Annotated in this window: 14 protein-coding genes; 13 read left to right on the top strand and 1 reads right to left on the bottom strand. The window is 41.5% G+C overall.

What is annotated here, in order from left to right; all coding sequences use genetic code 11:
- Complete coding sequence (locus J7E57_RS26230; protein ID WP_215130317.1) at positions 1-1,689, bottom strand: sigma-54 interaction domain-containing protein; 1,689 nt, start codon at positions 1,687-1,689, stop codon at positions 1-3.
- Positions 1,690-2,282: 593 nt separating this feature from the next.
- Here J7E57_RS26230 and J7E57_RS26225 point away from each other — a divergent pair.
- Genes J7E57_RS26225 through J7E57_RS26165 form a run of 13 tightly spaced genes read left to right on the top strand, consistent with a single transcriptional unit; the run spans position 2,283 to position 14,398 of the window.
- Complete coding sequence (locus J7E57_RS26225) at positions 2,283-2,915, top strand: hydrolase (protein WP_215130319.1); 633 nt, start codon at positions 2,283-2,285, stop codon at positions 2,913-2,915.
- 17 nt (positions 2,916-2,932) lie between these two features.
- Positions 2,933-4,312, top strand: coding sequence for an alginate export family protein (locus J7E57_RS26220; protein ID WP_215130321.1), 1,380 nt, complete (start codon positions 2,933-2,935; stop codon positions 4,310-4,312).
- Between the two features lie 11 nt (positions 4,313-4,323).
- Entirely contained in the window at positions 4,324-5,064 is a 741-nt protein-coding gene (locus J7E57_RS26215; protein ID WP_215130323.1) for a M17 family peptidase N-terminal domain-containing protein, read from the top strand.
- 26 nt (positions 5,065-5,090) lie between these two features.
- The gene (locus J7E57_RS26210; RefSeq protein ID WP_215130325.1) at positions 5,091-6,983 is read left to right on the top strand and encodes an amidohydrolase; all 1,893 of its coding nucleotides are present in this window, start codon (positions 5,091-5,093) and stop codon (positions 6,981-6,983) included.
- Between the two features lie 3 nt (positions 6,984-6,986).
- Entirely contained in the window at positions 6,987-7,421 is a 435-nt protein-coding gene (locus tag J7E57_RS26205; RefSeq protein ID WP_215130327.1) for a DoxX family protein, read from the top strand.
- 18 nt (positions 7,422-7,439) lie between these two features.
- Entirely contained in the window at positions 7,440-7,913 is a 474-nt protein-coding gene (locus J7E57_RS26200) for a Dps family protein (RefSeq protein WP_215130329.1), read from the top strand.
- Positions 7,914-7,925: 12 nt separating this feature from the next.
- On the top strand, positions 7,926-8,615 hold the full coding sequence (locus J7E57_RS26195; protein WP_215130331.1) for a YoaK family protein: 690 nt from the start codon (positions 7,926-7,928) through the stop codon (positions 8,613-8,615).
- A gap of 2 nt (positions 8,616-8,617) precedes the next feature.
- Positions 8,618-10,924, top strand: a complete 2,307-nt coding sequence (locus tag J7E57_RS26190) for a histidine kinase dimerization/phosphoacceptor domain -containing protein (protein WP_215130333.1) — start codon at positions 8,618-8,620, stop codon at positions 10,922-10,924.
- 5 nt (positions 10,925-10,929) lie between these two features.
- Positions 10,930-11,865 carry a ring-cleaving dioxygenase gene (locus tag J7E57_RS26185; RefSeq protein ID WP_215130335.1) on the top strand — a complete coding sequence of 312 codons (936 nt, stop codon included), beginning with the start codon at positions 10,930-10,932 and terminating at the stop codon, positions 11,863-11,865.
- A gap of 4 nt (positions 11,866-11,869) precedes the next feature.
- The gene (locus J7E57_RS26180) at positions 11,870-12,172 is read left to right on the top strand and encodes a GNAT family N-acetyltransferase (RefSeq protein ID WP_215130337.1); all 303 of its coding nucleotides are present in this window, start codon (positions 11,870-11,872) and stop codon (positions 12,170-12,172) included.
- A 2-nt stretch (positions 12,173-12,174) separates the two neighbouring features.
- Positions 12,175-12,789: an alpha/beta hydrolase gene (locus tag J7E57_RS26175; protein WP_215130339.1), complete on the top strand. Its 615-nt coding sequence runs from the start codon at positions 12,175-12,177 to the stop codon at positions 12,787-12,789.
- Positions 12,790-12,797: 8 nt separating this feature from the next.
- Positions 12,798-13,415 (top strand): TMEM175 family protein, encoded by a 618-nt coding sequence (locus tag J7E57_RS26170; protein ID WP_215130340.1) that lies wholly within the window; start codon positions 12,798-12,800, stop codon positions 13,413-13,415.
- Between the two features lie 35 nt (positions 13,416-13,450).
- The gene (locus J7E57_RS26165) at positions 13,451-14,398 is read left to right on the top strand and encodes a D-2-hydroxyacid dehydrogenase family protein (RefSeq protein WP_215130342.1); all 948 of its coding nucleotides are present in this window, start codon (positions 13,451-13,453) and stop codon (positions 14,396-14,398) included.
- The last annotated feature ends 274 nt before the right edge of the window (positions 14,399-14,672 follow it).

Below are 14,672 nucleotides of genomic sequence, written 5' to 3'. Positions count from 1 at the left end.
TTACTTATTCAGGATATGTTCCCGTTTAATCTTAAATTTTTTAATTTTTGAGTTAAGGGTGGTAGCAGGGATATTTAATATTTCTGCAGCTCCACCAATACCCGATATTTTTCCCTTGCAACGTTTTAAAACCGATAGAATATGGTCGCGCTCGTTTTCGTGGATGCTTTTGATTTTTTGCTCATCCGTATTGTTAATTGCCTCATTTCTATCTGTTTTAGGTAGGTGAATTTCTTTTAATATGTTGCCGGATGTTAATAATATGCTCCGTTCAATCAAATGCTCTAGTTCCCTCACGTTTCCCGGCCAGGGGTAGAGCATGAGTTTGTTCAGCGCACTTTTGGAAATGGCGTTTACCTGCCTTCCTGTTTTTTTTGAAATGCGTTCAATGAAGAATGCCGTAAGATGGGGGATATCATCCAATCTATCCCTCAACGGGGGGATTGGAATTGGAAATACGTTTAGCCTGTAATATAGGTCGCTCCTGAAACTTCCTTTTTCTACCTCTTTTAGCAGATTCCTGTTCGTGGCAGCTATAATTCTCACATTTGTTTTAATTACGTCCCTGCCGCCAATCCGTTCAATTTCCTTTTCCTGTAATGCACGGAGCAGCTTTACCTGAAGTTCTAATGAAAGTTCACCAATCTCATCTAAAAAAAGCGTCCCATTGTGTGCCAGTTCAAACTTGCCGATGCGCCGCTCAGTTGCACCTGTAAAGCTGCCTTTTTCATGACCGAAAAGTTCACTTTCGGCCAAGCTAGCGGGGATTGCGGCACAATTGATTTTAACCATCAATTCATTGCTGCGAAGTGAGGAATTGTGTAATGCCCTTGCAATGAGTTCTTTTCCTGTCCCTGTTTCCCCGGTAATAAGTACAGTACTATCGGTAGCAGCCACAGCCTCAACCAGGTGGAAAATGTCTTTTAACGACTTGCTTTGCCCGATGATTTCTGTATGGTTGTATTTGTATTGGATCTCCTCCTGCAGGTAGCTTTTTTCATCCTCTAATTTTTGTTTGTATGCATTGATTTCTAAGAGCTGTTGCTCTATTTTTTCGTTTGCAAGGATGTTTGATATCGCAATTGAAATCTGCAGCGAAATGCCCTGCAGCAGATCAAAATAGATATTCGATAACGAATTCGTGTTCTTAGTGTAGAGGTAAAAGAAACCGATACATGCTGATCGGTCCACCATTTTCAGGCCAATCATTTCTTTGATGCCTTTATTGTGCCAAAATGATAACCAGGCAGGTGCGTCATCCCACTTTAAAACTTCTTCAACGTTAAAAACGATTGGTTTTTCTGAAGAAATCATCGCCCTGCACATGCCGTCATCAAGCGTGTACTTCTTCGATGATTCTGGTGCTATACCGGCTGTTTTAAGAAAATCCTCTTTTTGATTATAGATGAAAGCACTATGGGTCTCCTGATCGTCATTAATCAAACAGATTACAAAGTCATCAAAATCAAATAATTTTTTAAGTTTTAGATCTATTACATCGAAGAGATCAAGTTTATTCCTGATGGAAGCAATGGAGTTGCTTAACGATAACAGAACTGCATTTTCCCTTTCTTTTTGTTCGAGTTTCTTAACCAAGCGTGCATTTTCGATTTCAAGTACTGTCGCTCCATTAATATTTAGGATGGCATGTTCTTGATTTTGAATTTCAGATATGCCCTTGCTTTCCATATCGCTAAAGTAGGGTTTATAAATTTAATTAATGACTTTTTGTTCGTCAAATCGGTAACGAAATTTCGCTATTAGTTTATTTTTGCTGTTGATTTTTAGTGAGTTATGTCGTATTTTAATGTTAATATTTTTTCTATTTTTTTCATTATTATTTAGCTGCTCAATTATTTTATCCCGCTGATTTAGGAGATTTCCCTAGAGGTAAATGTTTGTTTTAAATAGATCCCGAAATAAATTACTTATAACAATTCCAAAAATAAGTCGTCATTGCGAGGAGGAACGACGACGCAATCTTTCATGTTCGCGAGTCCTGCCATAAAGATTGCTTCGCCGGCTGAAAAAGCCTTCTTGCAATGACGATACCCAAGTTGTTCAGAAAATGAACTAAACACCAATACGTGTATTCACTTCGATTTCTCTGTAGGTAAAATACACACACCTTTCCGCTTGTGCTTAAAAACAATATTGAAATTCGTAAATCAACGATATATAGTTAATTATATTTTGTGTGTTTTTGTGTAAGATACTGATTTATAGTTATTTGTTTGGTGGTATGTTTCTTGGAACAGTGAGGGAAACAAAAATATTTAATTATGAAACCATCACCAGACTTATTATCTCCGGAAAATCATGCATTAGTATTAATCGATTTCGAGGGACAGATGGCTTTTGCAACAAAAAGCATCTCTATTACCGAACTTCGTACAAATGTTGCCATTGTTTGTGGTGCATCTAAAATCTTTAACGTACCCACTATTGTAACCACAGTTGCCGAAGAGTCGTTTGCAGGCCCTGTTTTTCCAGAAATTGAAGAATTTTATCCCCAGGCTACCTCAAATTATATCGATAGAACTTCTATGAATACCTGGGAAGATGAACCGGCTTACAAAGCAATCACGGCAACCGGGAAAAAGAAACTTGTATTGGCTGGTCTTTGGACAGGTGTTTGTATCGTTGGTCCGGCTTTATCGGCCTTATCAGAAGGTTTTGATGTTTTCGTGATCACTGATGCCTGTGGTGATGTAAGCAATGAGGCACACGAACGGGCCATTCAGCGGATGGTGCACGCAGGCGTAAAACCGGTAACTTCTGTACAGTACATCCTCGAACTTCAAAGAGATTGGGCCAGAACCGGAACCTATGAGCCCGTAACCACACTAATGAAAAAATATGGTGCAGGTTATGGCCTTGGTATCCAGTATGCACACAAAATGGTAAAACACTAATCCTCATTTACATAAAAATGAGAACTGATTATCCCCATTTGGCATTCGTTGTTGCAATCTGTTTTTGCTTATCAACAACAATGGCTTTCGCCCAAGGCATTAAGCTTATGCGCTACGATGAGGATTATAGCAAGCTGAAAGATTCGGCCAGGAACTTTTATAACACATTAAAGTTCCTGCCGCTTTCTGCCGATAAAAAAGTTTACCTCAGTTTTGGTGGCGAAATCAGGGAGGAGTATGGAGGGAAAATCAATGAAGACTGGATCAAAGATCAGGGTTTCAATTATTCTTTTTTACAGCGCTACTCGCTTTATGCTGATTTAAATGTTGGAGAAAGACTGCGGTTTTTCGCTCAGCTAAACAGTGCGCTCGAAAATGGCAGTAAGTATGGTCCCTCTCCGGTTGATGAAGATCAGCTTGTGGTACAAAATCTGTTTGCTGAATATAGGATACTTAAAGATTCACCGAATAAATTAGCCCTTAGGTTGGGTAGGCAGGAAATTAATTACGGCTCCGGGCGGTTAATTTCAGTAAGAGAGGGGACAACCGTACGGCAGTATTTTACCGGAGCAAAACTGATGTATGCAACACCGCGGTTTTCACTGGATGCATTTGTTTTAGCGGCTGACGAAGTGAATTTCGGGGTATTCGATAATCGCCCCAGCCATCAGGCCAACCTTTGGGGCGCTTATTCCAACCTCAATATCGAACAGGGTGGAAACTTCGATTTTTATTACTTAGGCATCAGGCGTGATGATGCTGAATTTGAAGAAGGCATAGCAAAAGAAGTTCGGCATACGATAGCTACCCGGTATTGGAAAAGTGGCGGTGGTTTTATCTATAATGTAGAAGCAGCCTACCAGTTTGGCAAGTTTGGAAGTGGCAATATCGATGCCTGGACAATGGCTATTGAATTGGGTTATACTTTTGAAGAAACCAAGCTTAAGCCCACTGTAAACCTACGGAATGATTATATCTCAGGTGACAGGAAAGCTGGCGATGGGAAACTCCAAACCTTTAATCCCTTATATCCCAAAGGAGGTTATTTTGGATTTAACCCACTCATCGGACCTTCGAACCTAATTGATCTGCATCCTTACTTAACCCTTAGCCCAACCGATAAATTAAGCATCCAGGCTGATATTGTTTTTAACTGGAGGTATTCTACAAACGATGGGATCTATCGCCCCAGCGGAAACTTTAATACCTCAGGTTCACTTTCTAACCATCGCTTTATCGGTACCACTTATCTGCTCAGTGCAGATTATAAGGTCAATAACAACCTTTCATTCAGTTGTGGGGGGCAATATTTCAGGGTGGGTGATTTTATAAAAGATATCGTACCACTCTGGGACAATTCAAAGTTTTTTAATGCTCAGGTATCATACAAATTTTAAACCATAAGAAAATGAAAAATAACTTCACTAAAAAATCAATAGCTGCTATCCAAAACTTCAGGCTGGCCATCATCATATTTTCTGTATTTGTTACAGGAACAGCATTTGCACAAAACACCACCGCAATCGGAACGGCCAAAGTTTGGGGTACGGTTGATGGGATTGCCATCGAAGGGGTGGTTCAGGGGCCATCGGCGCAGGTTAGCGATTTACAGATTGCCTGTGTTTTCGAATACACCGAAGGAGATATTTTTAATTCTCCGCCCGCACTTCCGCCAGCTTTAAATGGTTTGGTACACTTAGATCAGGATATGAAAGGTTTGATCACCGAAATCCGCAAAAGCGGGAAATTTCTTGGTCACGCCAACGAAACCATTTTAATTTCTCCACCAAAGGGTACTATAGGTGGCAAACGCCTGCTTTTAATCGGTCTTGGCGATCGGAATAAATTTACATCAGAACTGATGACGGGAGTAGGCAGCATCGCCATGAGAGAAGCGCTTAAACTTGGTGTAAACAACTTTTCTTTTGCAAGTGATTTAAAAGATGCAGGGATCGACTCGCCAACGGCATTGGTTGCGGGCAACGTTGTAAAAGGCATTTTCGAGGCTTACAGAACCCAAACCTGGTTAAAGGAAAAGAACATGGCAGCCTTTAAACCGGTAGCAAAAGTGATCCTTTTGGCGGGACCGGCATTTTTTACAACCGCTGGAGAAGGCATTCAGGAAGCAATTGCTGCCATTAAAAATTAAGATCTCAAATCTAAAAAGAAGACATCATGACTGCAGATATCATTTTATTCAATGGTAAGATTCATACCATTGCCAAACACAAGGAAGAAATAACAGCTGTTGCCATTAAAGATGGCAAGTTTATCGCCGTTGGTCGTGATAGCGACATCATGAATTTTTCGGGTTCCGCAACAAGGCTGATTGATCTTGGCAAAAAACGGGTTGTTCCGGGGATTAACGACTCCCATATCCATTTAATCCGTGGTGGGTTAAATTTCAATCTGGAATTGCGCTGGGATGGTGTTCCATCGCTTGCCGATGCCTTACGGATGCTTAAAGAGCAGGTAGATATTACCCCATCACCACAATGGGTGCGCGTAGTTGGGGGCTGGTCTGAGTTTCAGTTTGCTGAAAGACGAATGCCAACGCTGGAAGAAATAAATGCCATTGCGCCAGAAACCCCTGTGTTTATTTTGCATTTATACGACCGTGCTTTTATGAACCGTGCTGCGCTTAAAGCCGTTGGATATACCAAAGATACCCCTGCGCCTCCGGGCGGTGAAATCCAGAGAGATGCTAATGGTGAGCCTACGGGACTGATTATCGCCAGCCCAAATGCCATGATTTTATATGCTACGCTGGCCAAAGGCCCGAAACTTTCTTACGAACATCAGGTAAATTCTACCCGTCATTTTATGACCGAACTGAACCGTTTCGGGATTACCAGTGTGATTGATGCCGGTGGAGGTTTTCAGAATTTCCCTGACGATTATAAAGTCGTAAACGAATTGAATGAGCAAAAACAACTTACCGTTCGCATTGCCTATAACTTGTTTACCCAACGCCCCAAACAGGAGTTTGAGGATTTTGACAACTGGACCAATACCGTAAAACTTTATCAGGGAGATGATATGTACCGTCACAACGGAGCAGGTGAGATGCTGGTTTTCTCTGCAGCAGATTTCGAAGATTTTCTTCAGCCGCGGCCAGACCTTTCGGATAATATGGAGCCCGAACTGGAACGTGTGGTGCGTTTACTGGTCGAAAAAAGATGGCCTTTCAGGCTTCATGCCACTTATAATGAAAGTATCGGTCGTTTTCTAAATGTTTTCGAAAAGGTAAATAGAGATATTCCTTTTGCTGGCCTGCCCTGGATTTTCGACCATGCCGAAACCATCGACGAGCGGAACATTGAACGTGTAAAAGCATTGGGCGGTGGCATAGCGATCCAGAGCAGAATGGCTTATCAGGGTGAATATTTCACCGAGCGTTATGGCACAAAAGCCGCCTTACAAACACCGCCGGTTAAAAAGATGCTCGAAATGGAAGTTCCTGTTGGCGGAGGCTCTGATGCCACACGTGTAAGCAGTTACAATCCATGGGTTTCCATGTTTTGGTTAACTGCCGGTAAAACAGTTGGTGGCTTAAAAATCTACAGTGAAGAAACCGTTTTATCAAGAGAAACCGCTTTAGAACTATATACCAGAGGTAGTGCCTGGTTTTCGAACGAGCAGCAAAAAAAGGGTGATATCGAAGTAGGCATGCTTGCAGATTTAGCTGTACTTAACCATGATTATTTCGAGGTTGCCGATGAGCAGATCAAAAGTATCGAATCTGATTTAACTATTGTTGATGGCAAAATTGTATATGCTAAAGGCGATTTCTCTTCTTTTTCGCCACCAAAAATCCCGATTCTACCAGACTGGTCACCAACCAAAAACTATAATGGGTATTATTCTCCATTGACGCATAAAACAGATCAGCAAGGAAAAACAAAGGGTGCAAAGGGAGCCGGTTCAGTTTTAGCAATGGTGCACTCCTGCGTGGGTAGCTGTAATGTCCATAACCATAATCACGATGCAGTAAGGACCAGCAACCTCCCTGTAAACAATTACACCGCATTTTGGGGCGCTCTGGGCTGCTCGTGCTTTGCTTTTTAAACCATGGAAAATATCATTAAATACCTGCTTTATTCTGGTCTGGGATCAGACTTTAATAACTGGGCCGTACTTATTTTTAGGCTGCTGCTCATGTTCGAGCTTTTCAGGGTACATGGCATGAAAAAATTCCGTGTACAAAACGGAGAAAAAGAACATGTGCCCAATCCCCTGGGATTGCCAGATAAACTGAATGCCTTGGTTGCCACTTTTTCTGATACCGTTGTGCCATTTCTGGTTGCGCTAGGGTTCGGAACCAGGCTTTTCCTATTGCCATCAATAGGGGTAACAGCAATCGGTTACTTTGTGGTACACCGTAAAGATCCGATAGAGGTACGTGATGTACCATATATGTATACACTTGCCATGCTTTTTTTATGGCTAATTGGACCTGGAACCATTTCAATAGATCATTACTTAATCAACACATTTTTTAATTAACAGATAAACATCAAAATCATGGAAGCTAAAATTGGAATCAGCACAGCAAACCTTGCCGAGGTTGCACATTCATTAAGCAAAATTCTTGCAGATGAATACGTTTTATATACAAAAACAAGAAAAGCGCACTGGAACGTAGAAGGGCCAGATTTTTACAACAAACACAAATTTTTCGAAGAGCAGTACACTCAATTGGAAAGTATTGTTGACGAAGTTGCAGAACGTATCCGCAAACTTGGTCATTATGCCCCGGCATCACTTAAACAGTTTCTGGAATTGACCCACTTAAGCGAAGATGACCGTGGCAAGAACGATGCACCAACCTACATTAAAATATTGCTTGCCGATCACGAAAGTATCTTGATCCACTTAAGGGAAAACATCGATAATTATGCAGGTGCGCTTAAAGATGCCGGAACAAGCGATTACATTACAGGTTTAATGGAAACACACGAAACCATGGCCTGGATGTTAAGGGCACACTTATCATAAATCAAAAACAAAATGGAAGAAAAACAGAACAATATCTGGTTTGTAACCCTTGTGTTAACCATTATAGCGGGCTATTGCGATAGTATAACCTTTGTTGCTGCCGATAAGATTTTCTCGGCACACGTTACCGGAAACTTTATAGTATTCGCTTATCAGATGATAAAAGGCTCTGATGGTGATGCATGGATCAAGCTGTTAACTTTTCCAATATTTATGCTCTCTGTTATGGCTGGCGGCTGGATATCGGCGAGATTTTCGAACAGGCATTTTCTGCTTTTATGCGAAGGGATTATCCTTTTGTTGGGTGGGGCAATAGCCTATTCATTGGGCTATATAGACAATGGTGAAGTTACATGGCCAATGTACCTGGTTACCATGATCGTGGTTTTTGCCATGGGGATACAGAATGCCTTTGGGAAACTTTATGCCAAAGAAACCTATGGACCAACAACCATGATGACGGGTAATGTAACCCAGTTTGCGCTCGATATCAGGTCGTTTTGTAATTCAGGTTTCAAAAACGCTGACTTCCTTTCAGGAATAAATAAAGGTTTAATCACTTTGGGAGGCTTTTTAATCGGCTGTATCCTCGGTGCTTGGATCGGACAGCTGTTTGGCTTAGTGGGGATCGTGCTGCCTGGTGTTGCCATGTTAATCTGCTATTACAGCAAAAAGCAGGGTAAAAATGATGCTAAACTTTAAAGATGCCAACCAAAAATAGAACAGTTAATTTTTGCAGGCCGGAATTCAGGTTCCTGTTAATCACTTTTATGCTGATCAGTCCTGTCCTTGCGAAAGGGCAGGGCATCAGGACCCCCAAGGAAGTTGAAAAAGCGGAAATTAAACTCCGCAGGCTTGGCCAAACAGAAAGTAAAGTCGATGTATGGATCAATCTGGGTACCTATTACCTCAATTTACCAGGCGAATTAAAAGCCGACCTTGCCAGGGCGATGCAGCTCCGCGAACAGGCTTTTGCTTTAGCCGGCAAGATCGAATATCCAAAAGGAATTGCCCGAAGTATGGTGCTCAACGGAAATATCATCCGCGAATCCGGAGATAGGATTTTAGGTGCAAAAATTTATGAACAGGCAATTGCCTACGCCTCGAAGATGAATCTGAAAGATCAATTGGCAGCCGCTTATTCCGCTATGGGTACTCTTTTTGGCAATGAAGGAGCGGATCTCGAAACGAAAATTGCTTACAACGAAAAATCCCTGGCCCTTTACCGCCAGGCGGGAGATAAATTGGAGGAAGCCAATTCGCTCAAAAACCTGGGCGATTATTACAACATAAAAGGGCAGCCAGCCTATGCCATAAAACTAATGGATACCTCGCTTGCTGTTTACAGGGCTGTTGGTTTTAAAGAGTTGCAAGGCGTTTACAATAACATGTGTATTACCAATATCAGCCTCGGCAATTTTTCAGAAGCGCTAAAATACGGTTTACTCGCAGAGAAAACTGCCGACCAGTTGGCTGATACAAGTTTGCAAAGAAGTTCTATAAACAACCATTTAGGTTTAACCTATTATTACCTAAGGAACGACCAGAAAGCACTTGACTATGGGTTAAGGGCCAAAAACATTGCTGAGCGTTACAAGGATCCGGGTTACATGCAGACCATTATTGCCAATGTAGCCACCATTTATGTCCGGATGAAAAGATTCGAAAATGGAATAGCTGCATTGAAAGAGCTGATTAAAAAATACCCGCCAACTGATACCCAGATGAAACTACGCATACCTTATATTTTGTTCAACACCTACTACGATATTGGACAATATGATAAGGCTGAACCATTTTTCAAAACTTTAATTAAATTCCACCACGACCTGCCCAAAGATGATCCGAACCAGATTTATCTGTACCGCAGTATCATCCGGAAACTGATCCGTGAGAAGCAATTTCAAGCTGCCGACGGTTATTTAAAAGAACATGAAAAGCAAAGTTTAGCGCAGAAAAACTTATTGGCGCTTTCGCAGTTGCACAGGCTTTGGTTTGATGTGGATTCTGCACTGAACAAACCTTGGTCGGCAGTGGCGCACTATAAAACCTATAAAAGATTAACAGATTCCATCTGGAACAACGAAAAGAACAAACAGATTTCGGGATTGGAAATCGAATATCAAACCGAGAAAAAAGATAAGGATATTGCCCTGCTTCATCAAAAAAATCAGTTACAACAGGTCAGGATCGGGAATGAGGAGCGGGTGAGGTATTTTTTTATTGCAGGACTTATTATCGCGGCGCTGTTTGCAGGCCTCATTTATAACCGTTATCGTTTAAAAAAACGTAGCAATCTTATCCTGGAACAAAAGCAGGAAGAAATCAATACGCAGAACGAACTGCTTAGGAAAATACTGGGTGAAAAAGAATGGCTCCTTCGCGAAATCCACCACCGGGTAAAAAACAACCTGCAGATTGTAATCAGCCTGCTTAATACCCAATCGGCTTACCTCGACAATGAAGATGCTTTAGTGGCCATTAGAAATAGCCAGAACAGGATGCATGCCATGTCGCTCATTCACCAGAAGCTTTATCAATCTGATAATCTGGCCGAAATCGATATGAAATGGTACATCAAAGAATTGGTAGAATATATGATCGAATGTTTTGGTACTGATAAGAAAATCCAGTTCACTTTAGAAACAGAGGCGATTAAATTAGATGTTGCACAGGCGGTTCCGCTTGGTTTGATCCTGAACGAGGCCATTAGTAACGTGATTAAATACGCCTTTCCAGCTGATAAAAAAGGTAAAGTGCACATTTCTTTCTTGCTCAGGGGAGAGGAGCGCTGCGAACTGAAAATTGCAGATACGGGGATTGGTTTGCCAGCAGGCTTCGATCCTGATCATACCGAATCACTTGGAATGAGCTTAATGACCGGCCTCACTGAGCAGCTTAACGGAGAAATAAAAATGTGGAATGATGATGGCCTTGTGCTTGATGTCATCTTTAAACGCCACAACGGATTAATTACAGAAAGCTCAACACTATTAATAAATAAAAATTAAACGATATGAATAATAACATTTTAGGCTTGCACCACATCACAGCGATTGCAGGCAATGCACAGCAGAACTTCGATTTTTATACCAAAACGCTAGGTTTAAGGTTGGTGAAAAAGACGGTTAACTTTGATGATCCTGGAACTTACCATCTTTATTACGGTGATGAAAGTGGATCAGCAGGAACCATTCTTACCTTTTTTCCCTGGGAAGGAATTGGGCTGGGCACAGAAGGCGTAGGAATGGCAACAGAAATCGGCTATTCTGTACCTGCGGACAGTCACCAGTTCTGGTTGGAAAGATTCGGTGCCGCAAATGTTAAAACAAAAGAGATTGCCGAGCGTTTCGGCGAACAGGTACTGGCTTTTAAAGACCCAGATGGTTTATCGCTGAGTTTGATTGTACCCAAAACCACAGATGCCAGAACGCCCTGGGAAACTGCTGATATCAAAAAGGATACCGCAACCAAAGGTTTCCATAGTACCACTTTAACCCTGCAAAGTATCGATGGAACCGCAAAGGTATTAACCGATTTATTTGGTTACCGTTTACTCGGACAGGAAGAAAACCGATATCGTTTTATTACCGATACGGTAGAAAATGCAGCCATTGTAGACCTGTTGGAAGTACCAGCTGGCCACAGGGGCAGAAATGCTGCCGGTACCAACCACCATGTGGCATTTCGTGTTAAAAACGAGGATATTCAAATGGAATTGAGGGAGCAGATTTTAAGTAAAAACTTACAGATTACGCCTAAAATTGATCGTGATTATTTCTACTCTTTATATTTCCGCGAACCAGGAGGGGTTCTTTTCGAAATTGCGACCGAAAATCCAGGCTTTACCGTTGATGAGCCTTTAAATGAACTGGGAACACATTTAAAATTACCGCATCAGCACGAGCATTTACGCGAAGATTTAGATAAATTACTTCCAAAATTAATTTAAAAAGATGGCACAGGTAAAATTAAACATTCAGGAAGGGGAACCAAGTTCGTTCGATATTTATGATGAAGACGGAAAAGTTGGCGAAATGATTTTCGATATCAAAGATTCAGACTTAACTGTTTACCATACCGAAGTAGATCCTGCAAAAGAAGGAAAAGGTTATGCTAAAATGTTGCTCGATGCAATGGTGGCCTATGTTCGCGAAAACAGATTAATGGTTATCCCAATGTGCCCCTATGTTCACATCCAGTTCAAACGGCACGAAGATCTGTATCGCGATATCTGGAATAAAATAAAAGAAGAATAAAAATGAAAGAAATTATAAAAGCTGGAAAAAGCCTTGATCAGGCAGAAAAAGTGCTGATCATGATCCACGGCCGTGGAGGAACGGCCCAGGATATATTATCAATGGCAGAATACCTGGAGGTTTCAAAATTTGCATTGATCGCCCCGCAGGCTGAAAATAATACCTGGTACCCACAATCATTTTTGGCGCCACGGGCAGCTAACGAGCCTTCGCTTTCCAATGCGCTAAAAACAATAAATGATATTGTAATTGATCTGGGAAAAGAAGGGTTTACAAAAGAGCAGATCTACTTTTTGGGTTTTTCTCAGGGCGCCTGTTTAACCCTCGATTTTGTTGCTAGCAATGCTGCCCGTTATGGTGGTGTGGTGGCTTTCACAGGTGGCCTTATCGGCGAAGAGGTAGATCACCGCAATTATCATGGCGACTTCGACGGTACTCCTGTTTTTATCGGGAGCAGTGATCCCGATATGCATGTTCCAGTATCGAGGGTAAAAGAATCAACTGTTTTACTCGAAGGTATGGGCGCAAAGGTTACCGAGATTATTTACCAAAACATGGGGCATACCATCAGCCATTCGGAAATAACACAGGTAAATAAGCTGATTTTTAACGGTTAACTGAGCAAATGGAAAAGGAAACAGAAAGAATAGAGGCTTTTAGCGATGGAGTTTTCGCCATATCAGTAACACTACTCGTGCTCGAACTTCATGTGCCCGAGATAAAAGACGGAGACACTTCCGTTCATTTGCTGGAGCAATTAAAGCTACAGTGGCCAGGCTATATCGCTTTTGTCATTTCCTTTTTTAGCATTTTTATTATCTGGGTTAACCACCATAAAGTTTTTAAACAGATTTACAAACGAAACACGGGACTGATGTTTGCCAACGGACTCATTCTGTTCCTGGTTTCGCTTGTTTCTTTTCCCAGCGCACTACTGGCCAGGTTTTTTCTAACAGATTCAAAGCAGCTTTCGGTTACCATTTACACCGGACTGTTCGTTTTGATTAATCTGGCTTTCAACCTGCTTTGGCAACAAGCTACCTCGGATAAAAAACTGTTGCGTCCCGGAATAAGTGACGCTGCCATTATGCAGCTCAGAAACAACTATCTGTATGGATTCCCGACCTACTTAATCGCTTTTGTCCTTTCGTTCTTTTATCCCGATCCCGCTTTGCTTATCTGTGTTTTACTTTGGATATTCTGGGCAGTATCATCAAAGAAAATTAACTTTATCCAATTATAGTGGTTGTAATTGCAAAGGATTTAAATTTATAAAATATGTCGAAATATAAAATTGCGGTACTTGACGATTACCAGGATGTAGCGAAATCATTTGCCGATTGGACAGTACTTGCCGAACATGCCGATATTAAGGTATTTACCGATCATCTTCATGGAGAGGATGAAATTGTAGCACGCTTAATGCCTTTTGATATCATTTGTGTCATGCGCGAGCGTACCCCTTTAACTGCTGCTTTACTTATGAAGTTACCCAACCTGAAGCTGATCGCTTCTACGGGTGCCAGAAATCGATCCATTGATGTTGCTGCAGCTGAAAAATTGCAAATTGAAGTGCGTAATACTGGCTATTTAGGTCACGGTGCTTTAGAGCTTACCTGGGCGCTCTTATTGGCCATCGCGAAACACATTCCGCAGGAAAATGCCAATCTGCGTGCTGGTGGGTGGCAGCATATGGTGGGTAACGATTTAAAAGGGAAAACCCTTGGCATCTTAGGACTTGGGAATTTGGGTGCACAGGTTGCCGCCGTGGCAAAAGTTTTTGATATGGATATCATTGCCTGGAGTGAAAACTTAACACCCGAAAAAGCGATAGTTGGCGGTGCCAGGTATGTAGACAAAAAAACTTTATTTCAGGAGTCTGATTATTTAACCGTTCACATGGTATTGAGCGATCGGAGCAAAGGCATTGTAGCGGCAGAAGATTTAGCATTGATGAAACCTACGGCTTACCTGATCAATACCTCAAGGGGGCCATTGGTTGATGAAGATGCATTGATCAAAAGCCTGGAAGAAAATAAGATCGCCGGCGCGGCTTTAGATGTTTTTGATAAAGAACCACTCGATGGAGGCCATCCTTTCAGAAAGCTGAAGAACGTACTGGCTACGCCGCACATCGACTTTGTTACCCATGATACTTATAACCTTTTTTTTGATGATATGATTAAGGTTTTGCTGGACTGGATCCCTCAACATCCAAAAAATTAGATTTCCATGGTGTTAGATATTAGCATTTGATACGGATAAGTTAAGTGCCTTGGTCCGTCAGTCTGTCCAAAGAACTCCTGTGGAGAGGGTAGTCAAAGATTTCTTGAGATTATAAATCGCAAATAAGCCCTACAACTACGCTATCAATGACGATTCTTCGAAGGTAGACATCAAGGATCTGCATACTAGGTTTATCTTTTTCCTAACCACAAAAAACAATAGAATCATAAATTAACGAAATAAGGTAAGTTTGAAATGTGTGTTATTTAATTAA

Source organism: Pedobacter sp. ISL-64 (assembly GCF_018613605.1).
Lineage (GTDB): Bacteria > Bacteroidota > Bacteroidia > Sphingobacteriales > Sphingobacteriaceae > Pedobacter.
Note: the sequence above shows the minus strand (reverse complement) of the source record. Positions and strands in the feature narration are given on the sequence as shown.